The organism is Streptomyces guryensis, from assembly GCF_021261325.1.
Taxonomy (GTDB): Bacteria; Actinomycetota; Actinomycetes; order Streptomycetales; family Streptomycetaceae; genus Streptomyces; species Streptomyces guryensis.
In genome coordinates, this window is record NZ_JAJSBI010000003.1 from 200017 (window position 1) to 218363 (window position 18347).

At 71.1% G+C, this 18347-nt stretch carries 17 protein-coding genes; 8 read left to right on the plus strand and 9 right to left on the minus strand.

Going from position 1 to position 18347, the window contains the following annotated elements; genetic code table 11:
- Positions 1-610: 610 nt before the first annotated feature.
- Complete coding sequence (msrA, locus tag LJ657_RS07840) at positions 611-1123, plus strand: peptide-methionine (S)-S-oxide reductase MsrA (protein ID WP_037683774.1); 513 nt, start codon at positions 611-613, stop codon at positions 1121-1123.
- A 27-nt stretch (positions 1124-1150) separates the two neighbouring features.
- On the opposite strand, the gene LJ657_RS07845 is transcribed toward msrA, so the two are convergent.
- From LJ657_RS07845 to LJ657_RS07855, 3 genes are all read right to left on the minus strand, one after another.
- Positions 1151-2158: a MerR family transcriptional regulator gene (locus LJ657_RS07845; protein WP_232647658.1), complete on the minus strand. Its 1008-nt coding sequence runs from the start codon at positions 2156-2158 to the stop codon at positions 1151-1153.
- Between the two features lie 3 nt (positions 2159-2161).
- A complete protein-coding gene (locus LJ657_RS07850) occupies positions 2162-2833 on the minus strand; it encodes a HEAT repeat domain-containing protein (protein WP_232647659.1) in 672 nt (223 codons plus the stop codon).
- Between the two features lie 125 nt (positions 2834-2958).
- Positions 2959-4077, minus strand: a complete 1119-nt coding sequence (locus LJ657_RS07855; RefSeq protein WP_232647660.1) for a hypothetical protein — start codon at positions 4075-4077, stop codon at positions 2959-2961.
- 162 nt (positions 4078-4239) lie between these two features.
- Between LJ657_RS07855 and LJ657_RS07860 the strand changes: the two genes are divergently transcribed.
- Positions 4240-5394, plus strand: a complete 1155-nt coding sequence (locus tag LJ657_RS07860; RefSeq protein WP_232647661.1) for a cystathionine gamma-synthase — start codon at positions 4240-4242, stop codon at positions 5392-5394.
- Between the two features lie 13 nt (positions 5395-5407).
- Here the strand turns inward: LJ657_RS07860 and LJ657_RS07865 are convergent, their stop codons facing one another.
- From LJ657_RS07865 to LJ657_RS07875, 3 genes are all read right to left on the minus strand, one after another.
- On the minus strand, positions 5408-5656 hold the full coding sequence (locus LJ657_RS07865; protein ID WP_232647662.1) for a hypothetical protein: 249 nt from the start codon (positions 5654-5656) through the stop codon (positions 5408-5410).
- Between the two features lie 25 nt (positions 5657-5681).
- On the minus strand, positions 5682-6185 hold the full coding sequence (locus LJ657_RS07870) for a sigma factor-like helix-turn-helix DNA-binding protein (protein ID WP_232647663.1): 504 nt from the start codon (positions 6183-6185) through the stop codon (positions 5682-5684).
- 172 nt (positions 6186-6357) lie between these two features.
- Positions 6358-6864, minus strand: coding sequence for a MarR family winged helix-turn-helix transcriptional regulator (locus LJ657_RS07875; protein WP_232647966.1), 507 nt, complete (start codon positions 6862-6864; stop codon positions 6358-6360).
- 163 nt (positions 6865-7027) lie between these two features.
- Between LJ657_RS07875 and ilvA the strand changes: the two genes are divergently transcribed.
- From ilvA to LJ657_RS07890, 3 genes are all read left to right on the plus strand, one after another.
- A complete protein-coding gene (ilvA, locus tag LJ657_RS07880) occupies positions 7028-8257 on the plus strand; it encodes a threonine ammonia-lyase (protein WP_232647664.1) in 1230 nt (409 codons plus the stop codon).
- Positions 8258-8447: 190 nt separating this feature from the next.
- Positions 8448-9464 carry an ATP-binding cassette domain-containing protein gene (locus LJ657_RS07885; RefSeq protein WP_232647665.1) on the plus strand — a complete coding sequence of 339 codons (1017 nt, stop codon included), beginning with the start codon at positions 8448-8450 and terminating at the stop codon, positions 9462-9464.
- A complete protein-coding gene (locus tag LJ657_RS07890; RefSeq protein WP_232647666.1) occupies positions 9461-10318 on the plus strand; it encodes an ABC transporter permease in 858 nt (285 codons plus the stop codon). Before LJ657_RS07885 ends, LJ657_RS07890 begins: the two co-directional genes overlap by 4 nt.
- A 90-nt stretch (positions 10319-10408) precedes the next feature.
- Here the strand turns inward: LJ657_RS07890 and greA are convergent, their stop codons facing one another.
- Both greA and LJ657_RS07900 read right to left on the minus strand, forming a co-directional pair.
- Complete coding sequence (greA, locus tag LJ657_RS07895) at positions 10409-10909, minus strand: transcription elongation factor GreA (RefSeq protein ID WP_232647667.1); 501 nt, start codon at positions 10907-10909, stop codon at positions 10409-10411.
- A gap of 261 nt (positions 10910-11170) precedes the next feature.
- Positions 11171-11569 carry a DUF4307 domain-containing protein gene (locus LJ657_RS07900; protein ID WP_232647668.1) on the minus strand — a complete coding sequence of 133 codons (399 nt, stop codon included), beginning with the start codon at positions 11567-11569 and terminating at the stop codon, positions 11171-11173.
- A gap of 112 nt (positions 11570-11681) precedes the next feature.
- Here LJ657_RS07900 and mca point away from each other — a divergent pair, with 112 nt between their 5' ends.
- Both mca and LJ657_RS07910 read left to right on the plus strand, forming a co-directional pair.
- Positions 11682-12563, plus strand: a complete 882-nt coding sequence (mca, locus tag LJ657_RS07905; RefSeq protein WP_232647669.1) for a mycothiol conjugate amidase Mca — start codon at positions 11682-11684, stop codon at positions 12561-12563.
- The gene (locus LJ657_RS07910) at positions 12556-12804 is read left to right on the plus strand and encodes a hypothetical protein (RefSeq protein WP_232647670.1); all 249 of its coding nucleotides are present in this window, start codon (positions 12556-12558) and stop codon (positions 12802-12804) included. The genes mca and LJ657_RS07910 overlap by 8 nt, the downstream gene beginning before the upstream one ends.
- A gap of 26 nt (positions 12805-12830) precedes the next feature.
- On the opposite strand, the gene LJ657_RS07915 is transcribed toward LJ657_RS07910, so the two are convergent.
- The gene (locus tag LJ657_RS07915; protein WP_232647671.1) at positions 12831-16031 is read right to left on the minus strand and encodes a tetratricopeptide repeat protein; all 3201 of its coding nucleotides are present in this window, start codon (positions 16029-16031) and stop codon (positions 12831-12833) included.
- Positions 16032-16225: 194 nt separating this feature from the next.
- On the opposite strand from LJ657_RS07915, the gene LJ657_RS07920 reads away from it, so the two are divergent.
- Positions 16226-18259, plus strand: a complete 2034-nt coding sequence (locus LJ657_RS07920) for a thioredoxin domain-containing protein (RefSeq protein ID WP_232647672.1) — start codon at positions 16226-16228, stop codon at positions 18257-18259.
- Positions 18260-18347 lie beyond the last annotated feature (88 nt).

The following is an 18347-nucleotide window of genomic DNA, read 5'->3' on the forward strand; positions in this document are numbered from 1 at the left end:
CGGCTTGAAAGAGATCATCCGGGACCATGGCATCGACGCGGAGTGGATCAGCCCGCGTCCGGACGCTGCCGGCGGCGGTCGTCTGCCAACGTGGCTTGATGACCCACGTCAAGCCGTGTTCACGGCCTTTTCCGGCCAGCGGCGTTCAGCCTGTTCGTGGCCCGGCGGTGGTGTGCGGCGAGCTGCGTCGCCGCCACCAGCGCCGCTTCTGCCCGCCTGTCCGAGGACCGGTTCCGGCCCCCTCCGGGGCTGACGTGCTGTTCGGCGGGAAGGCTGTCAAGGCGGCGCGGATGCAAGTCGCGCATCATCAGCTTCTCAGCGCTCATCCCGGGTGCGCACAGCGCGGGGCGCAGGGTGAGGGCCGCCGTGATCGACCCCCGCGTCGGTGATCGCACTGGAGTGTTCGGGCAGGTCGGACACGAATCGAGAGGCTGACGCACGGTCGGAGACAGCTACCCGGCAGCATGGCGGGGCCCACCCCCGCGCGCCCGGACGGACGGGCGCGGAATCGCCTGGAACCCTCGCGCGTTGAGCAGGGTGGGCACGGGATGCCGGGGCGTGCGAGCAGCGTCGCCCGAGTGCCCCGGCTGACAGACAGAGGAGGGCTGCAATGGCTGCGCAGACGCAGAGGGCCGTGCTGGCGGGCGGATGCTTCTGGGGGATGGAAGAGCTGATCCGCCGGCTTCCGGGCGTGACGGCGACCCGGGTGGGATACACCGGGGGTGACGTGCCGAACGCGACGTACCGAAACCACGGCACGCACGCGGAGGCCATCGAGATCCTTTTCGACCCCGCGAAGACCGACTTCCGCGCGCTCCTGGAGTTCTTCTTCCAGATCCACGACCCGAGCACGAAGAACCGCCAGGGCAACGACATCGGCCTCAGCTACCGCTCGGCGATCTACTACGTCGACGACGAGCAGAAGCGGATCGCCGAGGACACGATCGCGGATGTGGACGCCTCCGGTCTGTGGCCGGGCAAGGTCGTCACCGAGGTGGAGCCGGTGGGTCCGTTCTGGGAGGCCGAGCCCGAGCACCAGGACTACCTGCAGCGTTACCCGGACGGCTACACCTGCCACTTCCCGCGCCCGGGATGGCGGCTGCCCGCCCGCGCCGAGGGCTGACCTCGTACGAGGCACCTCGGAAGACCGTCACCGTCCGTCGCGCAGCTGAAGAAGGTACGTCGCAGTCAGCGCGACGGCTCGGTCCCCGTCGCCCGACAGCTCCACGAGGGCACGTGACGCCGTGCTCCCGGGGATGTCCGCCAGCGCCTGGGTCAGCCGTACGCGGGCCGGTGCCTCAGTGGTGTCGTGGGCCAGGTGGTCGACGAGCCCGGTGGCGATCCGGTCCGCCGTCGCCCTGTCGCTCGCCAGCATGCTCAGTGCGTCGGCCGCATCGGTGTCGTTCCTGCCCGCCACGATCATGTCGATGAGCGTCGGGGCCGCGTCGGCCACCCCCTGTGTCCCGAGCGCCAGGGCCGCATGGCCGCGGACCACGGCATCGGGGTGCGCGAGTGCGTCCCGCAGCCGGGCGGCCGCCTCGCCCCCGGGCAGCTCCGCGAGGGACTGAACGGCACGTTCCCGCACCGCGGCCTCCGGTGAGGAGAGGCCCTCCGCCAGCAGTGCCGTGCCGCCGTCGCCCGATCGCGCCAGGGCCCACCGAAGGGCTCCGGCGACGTTCGGATCCGCCTCCCTGAGCACCGCCTCGGCCAGGGCCTCCACCGGGACCTCGTCGACCGAGGAAGCCGAGGAAAGCGCCGCACGCTGACGCGCGGCGGCGCTCTTCGACCCCAGCGCCCGGAGGAACGCGACGGCCTGAAGGACGTCCTCCCAGCCGGCGGGTTCCGCGGCACCGATCCGGCACAGCCGCGTGAGCAACTCGGTCTCGGCCGCGATGCGTTCGCGCGTCTGACGGATGAGGTCGTCGACGAGCGCCGAGGGCGTGAAGCCGGGATCGTCCAGCGCGCGTCCGATCTCCCGCAGCGACAGCCCCAGCGACCTCAGGCTCTCGACGTGGAGGATCCGCCTGATGTCCTCGCCGGAGTACTCCCGATAGCCGGAGCCCGTACGACCCGAAGGCCGCAGCAGGCCGAGCGACTCGTAGTGCCTGAGCATGCGGGCACTGACCCCGGACCGTCGCGCCACCTCACCGATCAGCACGTCCTACCGTCCCTCCTGGCCGGCCCCGCCGAGGGCCACGAAGCGCTTCGCCTCCTCGATCGCGAACTCGAATCCGGCGTCCGGGTCGCGCAGCAGCCGTTCGGTGGCGAGCGCGTGCGTGCGGACCCGCTGGGCAGGAGCCGTCGTCGCAGTACGCAGAACCGGCCGGACGACCTCGCCGAGCGCGACCAGCGCCTGGCTGAGACTCAGCTGCGTCTCCCGCTCACCGCGCCCGAGCTGCGTCGCCAGCAGCGAGGCCAGTCCGGACTCCTGGCCCTCCGGCACGACCACGACCGCGGCCCGCCAGGCGCTCCGCGCCACCTCGTCGTCGGCGTCGGTCAGCAGTGCCCGGGTGATCGCCGGCCACGCCTGCCGGTCCCCGATCTTCGACAGCGTGTGCAGTGCCTGGCTCCGTGCCTGCGCCTGCTCCGAGCGGAGTTCGCGGAGCAGCCCGGGGAGCGTCACGGACACCGGGTGCCGGGTGAGTGCCCAGGTCAGCATCTCGCGGACGAAGAAGTCGGGCTCGACCGCGCATCGCTCGACGAGCTTGTCGACGAAGCGCGGCTCCGGTGTCGTCCCGGCCGCCAGAGCCGCCCGCAGCCGCACCGACGAACGGCCGTCCTCCAGGTGGCCCTGGAGCGCTCGTATCGCATCCGTGTCCTGTCCCGTGGTCATCGAGACCACCTCCTCGGCAAGCAGTGAAGGCCTTGTCACCGTGTCAAGGTCAAATGCTCACCGGGGCGGCTTCCCCTCCTCGTCGGCACCCCGCCGGCCGGCCGGGGAGCCGCGGCGATGCCCGCTCAGTGCGGCAGCGTCGCCGGGCTGCCGCCGTTCGCCTCGTAGCCCGCGACGGCCAGCGCCCGGTAGACCGCGAACTCCGCCGCCGGGTCGGCGGACAGCGTCCAGGGCAGGGCGCCGACATGGCCGTCGATGTGTATGAGCTGGTTCATGGCCTCCGCCCAGCGCTCCGAGCGGACCAGGAAGAAGACCAGCAGATGGCGTACGTGCGCGAGCATCGGGTCGTCGGGGCGGGCCGAGTGGACGGCGTGCAGCGCTCCGTGGATCGCCTTCGTGACGACCTCGCTCCGGTAGAAGCTGCTGACCAGGTTCACCTCGGGGAGGTGCTCGAAGACCGCGAACAGGGGCATGGCGGCGAGGAGGGAACCCTGGGGGGCGCGCGCTGCCGCCGCCTCCGCGAAGGAGTACGCCAGCTCACGGGAACCGTGCCACTTCTCGCACCAGTAGTGCAGGGCGGCCAGGTGGGCACCCATGTGGGCCGGGGCGCGGTCCAGGATCTTCAGCCAGAGCTGCTCGAACTCCGGCTGGGAGTACGCCAGCCCGCGGGCCACCGACAGCTCGACGATGTACGGGACCGGGTCTCCCGGCGCCAGCAGTGCCGCGTCCCCGCAGGCCGCCCTCGCCTCCTCCATGATGATCCGGAACTCGTCCGTGCCCCGCGTCGACGTCCGCCACGCCTGCTGCACCAGGAACTCGGCGTGCACCGCCGCGCCGCCCGCGTCCTTGGGCTGCTCGGCCCGCCACACCCTGAGCCACTGACCGCCAGGCGTCTCGCTGACCCCGCCGGGCCGCTGCTGCAGCTCCAGCGACGCGGCGCCCGCGAAGGCCTGCACGCGCTGCCAGCGCAGCTCGCCCTCCGACTCCGTGCCCGCCAGCAGCTGCGAGGCCGCGCGGTGCTCCTGGGTGCGCTGCACCAGGTCCAGGACGTCCAGCAGGTCCTGGTCGGGGCCGGGCATGCGGACGTCCAGCTCCTCCTCCCGCACGAACCCGTAGTTCGCGGGGTCGGCGGCGTCCGGGTGGCCGGCCGGGACCTGCTCGATCATGCCCCGCCTGCGCCGCATGACGGGGAGCAGCACGAAGCCCAGCATGACGGCCGCGATCAGGACCCAGAGAAATTCCATGGCTCAAGCGTTCCAGACGCCGCCGACAATTGGCGAACCCGGTCGGCGGCCTGTGGAAAACTCCTTGAGCCCGGACCCGGAACCGAGGGAAAACCCGGCAGTACGGCCTCCCGCGCCTCGCCGTCCGGCGCCCGCGCCGCGAGCGCACTACCCTCGGTGCCCATGAGCGACAGGCACATCAGTCAGCACTTCGAGACCCTCGCGATCCACGCGGGCAACACCGCCGATCCCCTCACCGGCGCGGTCGTCCCGCCGATCTACCAGGTCTCGACCTACAAGCAGGACGGCGTCGGCGGACTGCGCGGCGGCTACGAGTACAGCCGCAGCGCCAACCCCACCAGGACCGCCCTTGAAGAGAACCTCGCAGCCCTTGAGGGCGGCCGTCGCGGCCTCGCGTTCGCGTCCGGACTGGCGGCCGAGGACTGCCTGTTGCGTACGCTGCTCAGCCCCGGCGACCACGTGGTCATCCCCAATGACGCGTACGGCGGCACGTTCCGTCTGTTCGCGAAGGTCGTCGCCCGGTGGGGGGTGGAGTGGTCGGTCGCCGACACCAGCGATCCGTCCTCCGTACGGGCCGCCCTCACCCCGAAGACCAAGGCCGTGTGGGTGGAGACCCCCTCCAACCCGCTGCTCGGCATCACCGACATCGCCGCGGTCGCCCAGATCGCCCGGGACGCGGGCGTGAAGCTCGTCGTCGACAACACCTTCGCCACGCCCTATCTGCAGCAGCCGCTGGCGCTCGGCGCGGACGTCGTCGTGCACTCGCTGACCAAGTACATGGGCGGCCACTCCGACGTCGTGGGCGGTGCGCTGGTCGTCGCCGACGAGGCGCTCGGCGAGGAACTGGCGTACCACCAGAACGCGATGGGCGCGGTCGCCGGGCCCTTCGACTCCTGGCTGGTGCTGCGCGGCGCGAAGACCTTGTCCGTGCGCATGGACCGGCACAGCGAGAACGCCACGAAGGTCGCGGACATGCTCACCCGGCACGCACGCGTGACGAGCGTCCTGTACCCGGGCCTGCCCGAGCACCCCGGGCACGAGGTCGCCGCGAAGCAGATGCGCTCCTTCGGCGGCATGATCTCCTTCCGGGTCGAGGGCGGCGAGCAGGCGGCCGTCGAGGTCTGCAACCGCGCCAAGGTGTTCACACTCGGCGAGTCCCTGGGCGGCGTCGAGTCCCTGATCGAGCACCCCGGGCGCATGACCCATGCGTCCGTGGCCGGCTCCGCCCTCGAGGTGCCCGCCGATCTCGTACGCCTCTCCGTGGGCATCGAGAACGTCGACGACCTCCTGGAGGACCTGCAGCAGGCGCTCGGCTAGCCGAAAGGCCCGCTCACCAGCCCGTGTACGGGGGAGTCGTCTGCGAGGGCGGCTCCACCCACGGGCGGGCCGTCAGGGCCCACACCAGGAACGCCAGGCTCGCGGCGCACAGCAGCAGCCACATCAGGCGGCGGGCGAGCGTCCTGTGGCGCAGGCTGCGGGCACCGCGGCGGATGACCTCCCCGTACAGGTCCGGCGGCACCGGCGGCGGCACCTGCTCCAGGAGCCGTCGTGCGGCGGCCTCGCGCTGGGCCCGGTTCATGCGCGGCCCCCTCCGCCCGGGCGCCTCATGACGGCGCCACCTTCGCCCCGCCGACCGCCGGCGCCGGGTTCCGCGGCGGATGCAGCAGCGTCGCCGTGGCCCGCTCGCAGATCGTCCGGACGCGTTCCGCCGGCAGGCCGAGCAGCGCCGCCGTCTGCTCCTCGGCGACGCCCTCGTACAACCTGAGGACCAGGATCAGGCGCTCCTGCGGTGCCAGCCGGGCCAGCGGACTGCCGGGATGCGGGCGGGCCCGGCCGAAACCGCCGTACTGGTGCCATGCCCCGCGCGCGAAGCGGGTCGCCAGGTACTGACGGGTGCGGTCGTACGGGTCCTCCCCGCGCAGCCGGTCCCAGTACGCGTACGTGTGCGCGAGGGCCAGCGTCAGCAGGCGCCGCGCGCGCGGGTTGTCGTCCGGGGCCTCCGCCGTGAGCAGCGTGGCGGCAAGCAGCAGCCGCCCTGCCGCGCCCGCGACGAACGCTTCGAACTCCCGGGCGCGGCGGGCGCCTTGGAACGTCTGCCGCTGTCTCACCGCGCCTCCCGCCCTGACGCGCCCCTGACGGAACGGGACCCGGCCGCGTACGCGATGCGGAACCGCGTACGACGGGGACCCGGTCTCATCTGAGGCCAGGGGTGGCCTTTCGGTCAAGAGCTGCGCGGCACGCGCGCGTACCGAGTCCGGCGAGCAGGTGTGCGGACGGCGGCTACGAGGCCGACGAAGCCTCCGGCCCCGGCATCCCCGGGGCCGTCATCCGGGAGGAGAGCGCGGTGTTGAAGCGCGTGAGGAGCGTGCAGAACGCCTTGCGCTCCTCCGGCGCCCAGTCCTCCGTCAACTCGGCCATCAACTGACGCCGCGAGGAGCGCACTTCCTCCAGCCGGGACTGCCCGCGCGGGGACAGCTGAAGCACCACCGCGCGGCCGTCCTCGGGGTGCGAGGTGCGCTTGACGAGCCCGGTGTCCACCAGCGGGGCCACCTGCCGGGTGACCGTCGACGAGTCGATGCCCATGCTCGCCGCGAGCGCCTTGACGCCCATCGGGCCTTCCTTGTCGAGGCGGTTGAGCAGCAGGTACGCGGCGCGGTCCATGGAGTTGCGCACCTGCCCGACGCCGCCGAGCCGGGTCTGTTCGGCACGGCGGGCGAAGACCGCCACCTCGTGCTGCAGCGTGTCGAGGAGACCGGTGTCACCGACGGTCGTCATGTCCATCGACATTTCAGGTGTTGTGGGCATGGCCGGAGGCTCGCTTCATGAAGGTGGTCTGTGAATGGGGGACAGAGTACGCGGCCGGGGGGCAAGCCGTACCGGCGCTGCGCAAACCAGTCTCGGACGTTGGTCACACCGGCCGCGGGCCCCTGTGAACTGCGATGCTTGAGTCATGAGCTACAGCACGGCTGACTCCTTTCGGCCCGTGACCCTCGACGACGTGCGGGGCGCCCAGAAGATGCTCTCGGGCGTGGCGCGGGTGACGGCGATGGAGGGCAGCAGGCACCTGTCCCAGCTGGTGGGCGCGCCGGTGCACTTCAAATGCGAGAACCTCCAGCGGACGGGCTCCTTCAAGCTGCGCGGCGCCTACGTCCGTATCGCCGGACTGCTGCCCGAGGAGAGGGCCGCCGGGGTGGTGGCGGCGAGCGCCGGCAACCACGCGCAGGGCGTCGCCCTGGCGTCCTCGCTGCTCGGCGTGCGGGCGACGGTGTTCATGCCGCAGGGCGCCCCGCTGCCGAAGATCAGCGCCACCCGCGAGTACGGCGCCGAGGTACGCCTGCACGGACAGGTCGTCGACGAGACGCTGGCCGCCGCGCAGGCGTACGCGGCCGAGACCGGCGCGGTGTTCATCCACCCCTTCGACCACTCCGACATCATCGCGGGCCAGGGCACGGTCGGGCTGGAGATCCTGGAGCAGTGCCCGGAGGTGCGCACCGTCGTCGTCGGCATCGGCGGAGGAGGCCTCGCGGCCGGTATCGCGATCGCGGTGAAGGCGCTGCGCCCTGACGTGCGGATCGTGGGCGTGCAGGCGGAGGGCGCGGCGGCGTATCCGCCCTCGCTCGCGGCCGGGCGCCCGGTGTCAGTCGAGAACCCGGCGACCATGGCCGACGGCATCAAGGTCGGGCGGCCCGGCGACGTGCCGTTCGGCATCATCCGCGAATTGGTCGACGAGGTCCGCACGGTCTCCGAGGACGCGCTGTCCACCGCGCTGCTGCTGTGCCTGGAGCGGGCCAAGCTGGTCGTCGAACCGGCCGGTGCGAGTCCGGTGGCGGCGCTGCTGAGTGAGCCCGGAGCCTTCGAGGGCCCGGTGGTGGCGGTGCTGTCCGGCGGCAACGTCGACCCGCTGCTGATGCAGCGCGTCCTGCGCCACGGCATGGCGGCGCAGGGCCGCTACCTGGCCGTACGCCTGCGGCTGACGGACCGGCCGGGGGCGCTCGCGACGCTTCTCGGGGTGTTGTCAGTGGTGGACGCTAACGTCCTCGATGTGAGTCACGTACGGACCGATCCACGGCTCGGGCTCACGGAGGCGGAGGTCGAGCTGCACCTGGAGACGAAGGGGCGGGAGCACTGCGCCGAGGTCGGCCGGGCGCTGCGCGAGGCGGGCTACACGGTCATCGACTGAGCCGCCGGGCGACCCGGTTTCAGCGAGAACCCCAGCTCAGGGCTCTGTGTCACTCGAACCGACAAATGCGTTGAGAGACGCGATACATCGCGTTATGGTGAGTGTCGTGGCCGTCTGCCGCGTCACCGCCAGGCGGAGCAAGTGCGCAAACCAAGGCTTCCGAAGAATCCCCGACGACGTGGAGACTCACATGCCAGGCGCCATCTATGCCGAAGGCCTGGTCAAGACCTTCGGCGACGTAAGGGCTCTGGACGGCGTCGACCTCGATGTCCCCGAGGGCACCGTGCTGGGCCTGCTCGGGCCGAACGGCGCGGGCAAGACGACGGCGGTCCGCTGCCTGACCACTCTGCTGCGCCCCGACAGCGGCAGGGCGGTCGTGGCCGGCCTCGACGTCCTCAAGCAGCCCAACGAGGTGCGGCGCTCCATCGGCCTGTCCGGCCAGTTCGCCGCGGTCGACGAATACCTGACCGGACGAGAGAACCTCCAGATGGTCGGGCAGCTCTACCAGATGAAGGCCAAGGCTGCGAAGGCCCGGGCCGGGGAGCTGCTGGACCAGTTCGACCTCGCGGACGCCGCCGACCGACCCGCGAAGACCTACTCCGGAGGCATGCGCCGCCGGCTCGACCTCGCGGCGGCCCTGGTCGTCTCACCGCCCGTGATGTTCATGGACGAGCCGACGACCGGCCTCGACCCCCGCAACCGCCAGCTGCTGTGGGAGGTCATCAAACAGCTCGTCTCCGGTGGCACGACCCTGCTGCTCACCACCCAGTACCTGGAGGAGGCCGACCACCTCGCGCACGACATCGTGGTCGTCGACCACGGCCATGTCATCGCCCGCGGCACCTCCGACCAGCTCAAGGCCCGCACCGGCGGCGAGCGCGTCGAGGTCGTGGTGCACGAGCGCGAGCACATCACGACCGCCGGCGAGGTCCTCACCGGCTACGGCAAGGGCGAGCTCACCGTCGAGGAGCACACCCGCAGGCTCACGGTGCCCGTCACCGGCGGCGCGAAGCTGCTCGCCGAGATCATCCGGGAGCTGGACACCCGCGGCGTCGAGATCGACGACATCGGCCTGCGCCGCCCCACCCTCGACGACGTCTTCCTGTCCCTGACCGGACATGTGGCCGAGGAGAAGCCCGAGGAGAACGGCGAGACGGCGGGCGCGGCCGCCAAGGACCGCAAGCACAAGAAGGAGGCCACCAAGTGAGCGCCGTTCCCGACGCCCTGCGGGTCGCGCCGACCACGAACCCCCTCAGTCAGTCCTTCCGGGACTCGATGGTCGTCGCGAAACGCAACCTGATCCGTATGTCCCGCATCCCCGAAATGATCATCTATGGCCTCATCCAGCCGATCATGTTCGTGGTGCTCTTCACCTTCGTCTTCGGCGGTTCCATGCAGATCGGTGGCAGCACCAGCGCCGTCGACTACAAGAACTTCCTGATGGCGGGCATCTTCGCGCAGACCGTCACCTTCGCCACCGCAAGCTCCGGTGCGGGTATCGCCGACGACATGCACAAGGGCCTCATCGACCGCTTCCGTTCCCTGCCCATGGCGCGCGGCGCGGTGCTGACCGGGCGCACGCTCGCGGACATGGTGCAGACGGCGCTGACTCTGGTCGTCCTGGCGCTGGTGGCCCTGCTGGTCGGCTGGCGTGTCGGGACGGACGGCGACACGAACGCCGCGAAGGTGCTCGCCGCCTTCGGCCTGCTGCTCCTGCTCGGCTATGCGTTCACCTGGATCGGCGCCCTGATCGGCATGTCCGTCCGTACCCCGGAGGCGGCCACGTCCAGCGGGCTCATCTGGCTGTTCCCGGTGACGTTCATCTCGAACGCGTTCGTGGACACCAGTCATATGACCCCGTGGCTGCGCCACATCGCCGAGTGGAACCCCTTCAGCGCCACGGTCCAGGCCTGCCGTGTGCTCTTCGGAAACCCGGGGCAGTCGCCGTCGGACGCCTGGCCCATGGTGCACCCGGTGTGGGCCTCACTGATCTACTCGGCCCTGATCATCGTCATATTCAGGACGCTGTCGGTACGGAAGTACCGCTCGGCGACCGCATGACCGACAGCATGACGACGCCCCCGGCGTCACCAGGACGCCGGGGGCTCGCCAAGGACGTGCGGGCTGCCGGGCTCGGCTCGGCGGCCAGGGTCAGCCGTTGTAGGGCTCGGCCTTGAGGATCGTCACGGAGGCCTTCTTGCCGTTCGGCAGCTCGTACTCCGCGTCCTCGCCGACCTTGTGGCCGATCACGCCGGAACCCAGCGGGGACTGCGGCGAGTACGTCTCGATGTCGGAGCTCGCGTACTCGCGCGAGGCGAGCAGGAAGGTCATCGTGTCGTCCTCGTCGCCGTCGAAGGCGATCGTCACGACCATGCCGGGTGCCACGGCGCCGTCCGCCGACGCCGGGGCCTCGCCGACCTTGGCGTTCTCCAGGAGCTGGGTCAGCTGGCGCACACGGAGCTCCTGCTTGCCCTGCTCTTCCTTGGCCGCGTGGTACCCGCCGTTCTCACGCAGGTCGCCCTCCTCGCGCGCGGCCGCGATCTTGGCGGCGATCTCCGTGCGCGCAGGACCAGACAGGTAGTCCAGCTCGGCCCTGAGCTGGTTGTACGCCTCCTGGGTCAGCCAGGTGACGTTCTCGCTGGTCTGGGTCACAGGTGCTCCTCGTAGGTACTGGGAATACAAAGCATCGCCCTACCCAGAAGAATGTTCCTTCACGGATGGGCGAAACCACGAGCCTAACAATTCAGCGGCTGAAGGGGGAGGACATAAGCCATCAGAATTACGTCAATGCAGGTCACGGCGGGTGTATTCCGGCCGAGACGGGACGGCGCCGACGTGGGTCAGCCCGCTCCTGCCCGCTCCTGCCCGCTCCAGCCCGTTTCAGGTCCGTGTGGGCCCGGCTCGTGGCCGGCGTCAGTCGGCGTGGCAGCCGAGCAGTTCCGCCGTGGTGCCCTCGGCTGTCGTACGGAGCGTGACGAGCCGGTCGATGCGTGTGGCGTGTCCACCGAAGCGGAAGTCGGCCCGGCCGACCTCGGACCCGTCCTTCGCCTGGGAGCGGATGGTGCAGTAGCCCGTGGCGTCGGCGTCCTTGCGGACCTCCAGATGCACCTGCACCGAGTCCTTCTTGGGGTCGAAGGTGATCACCTCGGCGCTGATCTTGTTCTGGGCGACGTAGTGGTAGGCGAAGTAGCCGATCAGCACGAGCAGGAAGGCACCGAGCACGGTCCCGGCGATCTTGAGCTTGCGGTCGGCGCGTTCGTCCGAGGAGCGGCCGTAGCGGCCCTCGGGCAGCCGCGTGCTCGCCGTACTCATGATCATCCCCTCGGAAACCGGACCCTGGAATTTTTCGCCCCCCGGTTCGGTCACTATAGAAGCGCCGATTGCGCCGCTTCACACCGGGCGCCGACTTACCGAGGATTGAGTCTTGACTGACCAGCTGCGACTGATGGCCGTGCACGCCCACCCCGACGACGAGTCGAGCAAGGGCGCGGCCACCATGGCGAAGTACGTGTCCGAGGGGGTGGACGTGCTGGTCGTGACCTGCACGGGCGGGGAGCGCGGCTCCATCCTCAACCCCAAGCTGCAGGGCGACAAGTACATCGAGGAGCACATCCACGAGGTACGCAAGAAGGAGATGGACGAGGCCCGCGAGATCCTCGGGGTGAGCCAGGAGTGGCTCGGCTTCGTGGACTCCGGTCTGCCCGAGGGTGACCCGCTGCCCCCGCTGCCCGAGGGCTGCTTCGCCCTGGAGGACGTCGACAAGGCGGCCGGAGAGCTGGTGAGGCAGATCCGTTCCTTCCGTCCCCAGGTGATCACCACCTACGACGAGAACGGCGGCTACCCGCACCCCGACCACATCATGACCCACAAGATCTCGATGGTGGCGTTCGAGGGCGCGGCGGACACCGAGAAGTACCCGGAGTCCGAGTTCGGCCCCATCTACCAGCCGCTCAAGCTCTACTACAACCAGGGCTTCAACCGCCCCCGCACGGAGGCGCTGCACAACGCGCTGCTCGATCGCGGCCTGGAGTCGCCGTACGCGGACTGGCTCAAGCGCTGGAGCGAGTTCGAGCGCGTCGAGCGCACGCTGACCACGCACGTTCCGTGCGCCGAGTTCTTCGAGATCCGTGACAAGGCGCTGATCGCGCACGCCACGCAGATCGACCCCGACGGGGGCTGGTTCAAGGTCCCGATGGAGATCCAGAAGGAGGTCTGGCCGACGGAGGAGTACGAGCTCGCGAAGTCCCTCGTCGATACCTCCCTCCCCGAGGACGACCTCTTCGCGGGCGTCCGCGAGAATGCCTGACATGAGCGCAAGCGTGAGCCTGGCAATGACGCACCTCGTCCCCCTCGCCAAGGAGGTGGACGAGAACAAGGTCACCCCCGGCGTCCTCGGCTTCATCGTCTTCGCGGCGATGGCCCTGGCGGTGTGGGGCCTGATGAAGTCCATGAACCGGCACATGGGCAAGGTGAAGTTCAAGGAGCCGGCCGACGCGGACACCACGTCCGCGGAGTCCGCAGCCGACTCCGAGGCGCGCCGGAGCTGACGCAGGGGGACGGGGGTGGCCGGCGGTCAGTGACCGGCCGGTACCGCCACCCCCATCACCTCCCGTGCATGCCGGCTCGGCACCATCCCGAGCCGCCAGGCCTGCCAGCCCTCCTCCAGGTCGACGCCCCGCTCCAGCAGCAGCTGATACGCCTCCACGTAGTCGTCGAGCTTCCGGTCCCGCAGGGGATGGCCGGCGCGGGAGAGCTGGGCCAGTTCCTCCTGGGCGACCGCCGCGCCGATCTCCACGCCGCCGGGGGCCGCGTAGGGGAGCAGCGTGCAGCGCAGGAAGCGGGCCCAGTCCTCGCCGCGGTGGTCGCCGTACGACGTGAACAGGTCCACCGCCTCGTCGCACAGTGCCAGCGCCTGCGGGTTACGGGCATTGCCCGCGTCCACGACCGCCAGTTCCAGGCAGGTCCACGCCTCGCCGTGGGCGACGCCGATGCGCTGGAAGTCGGCCCGGGCGTCGACCAGGAGCTGGCGGGCGAAACCGGAGTTCCTGAGTGAGCCCGTCTGGGCGGCGCGCTGGTCGCGGGTGACCCTGGCCGAGTGGTGGCGGGCGCAGGCCAGGCCGTAGACATCGCGCATACGGGAGAACATCGTGCGGGAGCGTTCCAGTTCGCGGACCGCGTGGTCGAGGTTGCCGGTCTCTTCCAGGGCCTGGCCCAGGTAGTAGACCGTCCAGGCCTCGCCGCGGGCGTCCTCGTTCTCCCGGTGCCGGGACGCCGCCTGGCGCAGGCCGTCCACCGCCTGGGACGGGTCGCCGGCAACCAGGCGGGCGCGGGCCAGCTGTGTGAGGGCCCAGGCCTCGCCGCGGGCGTCGCGGGTGCGGCTGTAGCGGTCGAGGGCCGCGTTCAGCTCGGACTCCGCGCGCGGCACGTCGCCCATGCGCAGCGACAGCTGGCCCAGCTGGAAGTGGGCCCAGGCCTCCCCGTGCACGGACTCCCCGGCGCGATGCAGGACCAGGGACTCGGCGAGCAGCCGCAGTGCCTCGGACACATGGCCCTGGTCGCGCTCCACGGCGGCCAGGGCGTGCATCGTCCAGCCGCGGTCCGTCGCCAGCTCGGGGGCCGCCTGGAGGTCGAGTGCCTCGCGGAGCTTGGCCGCCGCTTCCGTGAGATTGCCCTGGTGGTGCAGGGTGATGCCCAGGGAGCACAGGGCGCGGGCCGCGCCCGCGTCGTGGTGGGCCTCCATGTACAGGTCGACCACCGACGTCAGCGTCGTACGCGCCTTGTCCAGCTCGCCCAGCTGACGGGCCGCGATGCCCGTGCGCCACTGCACCGAGCGGACCAGCAGGCCCTGGTCGACGGCCTGCGCCAGCTCGCTGATCTCGCCCAGGCGGTAGAGGTCGCCGCGCAGCAGGCAGTAGTCGCACAGTGCGCCCAGCAGGTTCAGGACAGCCGCCTGGTTCACGCCCTCCGCGTGCCGCAGCGTGGAGGTGATGAAGCTCGACTCGTCGTCCAGCCAGCGCAGCGCCTCGTCCAGGGAGGTGAAGCCGTGCGGGCTGAAGCGGTCCGAGCGGGTCGACATGTTGCCGTCGACCAGCCGCAGCACCGAGTCCGCCAGGTCGGCGTAGTTCACGATCAGGCGTTCCTGCGCGGCCGTGCGCTCGGTCGCCTCCTCCTCGTCGAGGAGCCGGGCCTGGGCGAAGGCCCGCACCAGGTCGTGCAGGCGGTAGCGGCTGCCGCGCACATGGTCGATCAGGCCGGCCCGGGAGAGCGCCACCAGGTGGCGGGTGGCTTCCGTCTCGTCCGTCGCCAGCAGGGAGGCGGCCGCGGCGGCGCCGAGGGAGGCACGGCCGGCCAGGGCCAGCCGGCGCAGCAGCCGGCGGGCCGCCTCCGACTGGTCGGTGTAACGCAGCCACAGCACGCGCTCGCTCGGTTCGACGGGGCCGTACGCCGCCAGATCCGTGGCCAGCTGCCGCGGTGAGCGCGGGCCCAGCGACGAACCCGCGATGCTCAGTGCCAGCGGCAGCCCGCCGCACAACTCCCGGATCCGGTCCGCCGAATCGGCGTCGTACGGCCCGGAGCTGTCCTGCGCCGCCGCGTCCAGCAGTTCCTCGGCGCCCGCCGGATCCAGCGCCTCGACCGGCAGTGCGTGGACATGGGCCTGCAGGTCGGAGGGGAGTTCCAGGGGCTCGCGGGCGGTGACCAGCACGAGGCTGTCGGAGCGCTCGGGGACGAGCGTACGGATCTGTTCGGGGTCCGAGGCGTCGTCGAGGACGACGGTCACGGGCAGGCCCGTCAGGTGCTGGTGGTACAGCTCGCCAAGCCGCTTGACCTGCTGCTCGGGGGAGGACCGCTCACGGAACAGCAGTTGTTCGCGCGGTGCGCCGAGCCGGTTCAGCAGATGCAGCAGGGCGTCCCGGGTGGACAGCGGCGGCTCTTCCGGGCTGCCGCCGCGCAGGTCGACCACGCAGGCGCCGCGGAAGTAGTCCTTCAGGTCGTGCGTGGCGCGCATCGCGAGGGTCGTACGGCCGCTGCCCGGCGTCCCGTGCAGGATCACCACCGTCGGGCGGGTGTCCGTGGTCGCGCGAGACGCCTGCACCCACTGCCGGATCCGCGCCATCTCCTGCCGCCGCCCCGCGAACGCCCCCGCGGGCTCCGGGAGCTGGGCGAACGACTGGGCCAGCACATTCCGCCCGCGGGCCGCCGCGCTCTTGTCCGTGCCGCGCAGCTGCGGGCCCGGCTTCCTCGGGCCGGTGGACGCGGCGCGCACCCGCTGCTGGTCGAGGAACGGGCGGATGCCGCGTACCTCCAGTGCCGTCATCCACTGCAGCCGCAGCTGTTCCGGCCCGCCGGGCTGGCTCGCGGCGCCGGCCCGCTGGTGCGCGGCGGGCAGATGGGAGCCGGCCACCTTGATCACGGTCGCCGCGGCGCCGACCACGCCGACCGTGACGCCCACTCCCACCGCCGTGCCGGTGTCCGTGCCGAAGGCCAGGTCGGCCAGTGCCGCCGCGACGGCAGCAACGGCCGCCACCAGCAAGGGAGTCCCGGACCCCTCCCTGGCGTATCGCTGCCCGAAGGTGAGCCGGTCACCCTCCGCCTCGTCCAGGGCGTGTATATAGGCCTCGTACTCCTCGGCGGCCGTCTCCGCCATCGAGTCCAGCGCGCCGCGCGACCGGGACAGCAGCACCGTCCCGTCGGTGCGTCCGCCGGAGCGTCGCACCTCTTCCTCCACGGCCCGGGCCAACAGCCGTTCGGCGTCCGCCCGATGGCTGTCCCGCATGTCACGTCCCCCTCCGGCGGCAACTCCTTTGCCTATGAGTGTCCTTCGGGGAAGCCGTCAGCGCGAGAGGGCCGCGATCACCGGCCTCCGTCGAGCCGGACCTGTTCCGGGCGCGGGCACCGGAAAACCCGACGTCACCCGCCCGGGACATGCCTGACGTCCGATGCCAGGGGTACTGCGGCAGGATGGACCTCATGCCGAACCGACTGGCTCATGAGACGTCCCCCTACCTGCTCCAGCACGCCGACAACCCCGTCGACTGGTGGCCCTGGTCGCCCGAGGCCTTCGATGAGGCCCGGGAGGCGAACAAGCCCGTTCTGCTGAGCGTCGGTTATTCGAGCTGTCACTGGTGTCACGTCATGGCTCACGAGTCCTTCGAGGACCAGGCCACCGCCGACTTCCTGAACGCCCACTTCGTCAACATCAAGGTCGACCGCGAAGAACGCCCCGACGTCGACGCCGTCTACATGGAAGCCGTCCAGGCCGCCACCGGCCAGGGCGGCTGGCCCATGACCGTGTTCCTCACGCCGGACGCCGAGCCCTTCTACTTCGGCACCTACTTCCCGCCCGTCCCGCGCCACGGCAGCCCCTCCTTCCGGCAGGTCCTGGAGGGCGTCCGGTCCGCGTGGTCCGACCGGCGGGACGAGGTCGCCGAGGTCGCCGGGAAGATCGTGCGGGACCTCGCCGGGCGGGAGATCTCGTACGGCGACGCACGCGTCCCGGGCGAGGAGGAGCTCGCGCAGGCGCTGCTCGGGCTCACCCGCGAGTACGACCCGCAGCGCGGCGGTTTCGGCGGCGCGCCGAAGTTCCCGCCGTCCATGGTGATCGAGTTCCTGCTGCGGCACCATGCCCGGACCGGCGCCGAGGGCGCCCTGCAGATGGCCGTGGACACCTGCGAACGCATGGCCCGCGGCGGCATCTACGACCAGCTCGGCGGCGGCTTCGCCCGCTACTCCGTCGACCGTGACTGGGTCGTTCCGCACTTCGAGAAGATGCTCTACGACAACGCCCTGCTGTGCCGCGTGTACGCGCACCTGTGGCGTACCACCGGCTCCGAACTCGCCCGCCGCGTCGCCCTGGAGACCGCGGACTTCATGGTCCGTGAACTGCGCACCGGCGAGGGCGGGTTCGCCTCCGCCCTCGACGCCGACAGCGACGACGGGACGGGCAGGCATGTCGAGGGCGCGTACTACGCGTGGACTCCCCAGCAGCTGACCGACGTCCTCGGCCAGGAGGACGCCCAGCTCGCCGCCCACTACTTCGGCGTCACCGAGGACGGCACCTTCGAGCACGGCCAGTCCGTCCTCCAACTGCCGCAGCACGACGGCCTGTTCGACGCCGACAAGATCGCCTCCATCCGTCAGCGACTGCTCGACAGCCGCGACGAGCGCTCCGCCCCCGGCCGCGACGACAAGGTGGTCGCCGCCTGGAACGGTCTCGCCATCGCCGCCCTCGCCGAGACCGGCGCCTACTTCGACCGCCCCGACCTGGTCGAGGCCGCGGTCGGCGCCGCCGATCTCCTCGTACGGCTGCATCTGGACGAGCAGGCCCGCCTCGCCCGTACCAGCAAGGACGGCAGGGTCGGCGCGCACACCGGTGTGCTGGAGGACTACGCCGACGTCGCCGAGGGCTTCCTGGCGCTCGCGTCCGTCACCGGCGAGGGCGTCTGGCTGGAGTTCGCCGGGTTCCTGCTCGACCACGTCCTGGCCCGCTTCGTCGACGTGGAGTCCGGCAGCCTCTACGACACCGCCGCCGACGCCGAGAAGCTGATCCGCAGGCCGCAGGACCCCACCGACAACGCCACGCCGTCCGGCTGGACCGCCGCCGCGGGCGCCCTGCTGAGCTACGCCGCCCACACCGGGTCGGAGGCTCATCGCACCGCTGCCGAAAGGGCGTTGGGCGTGGTCAAGGCGCTCGGCCCGCGGGTGCCGCGGTTCATCGGCTGGGGGCTCGCGGTGGCCGAGGCCGGCCTCGACGGGCCGCGAGAGGTCGCGATCGTCGGACCGGCGCTCGACGACCCCGCCACAAGGGCCCTGCACCGCACGGCGCTTCTGGGCGGTGCCCCGGGCGCCGTCGTCGCGGTGGGTGCTGCGGAGAGTGGCGAGTTCCCGCTGCTCGCCGATCGTCCGCTGGTCGGCGGTCAACCTGCGGCTTACGTCTGCCGTAACTTCACCTGTGATGCGCCGACCACCGATCCTGAACGGTTGCGGACCGCGCTGACCAGCTGAAACGACAGCCGGTAAGGGGCAGTTACGTAAGCGGTGTTCGAATTGTTCACTCTCGGGACGCGTTGTGAAGAAATGTGTTCTTCATTGA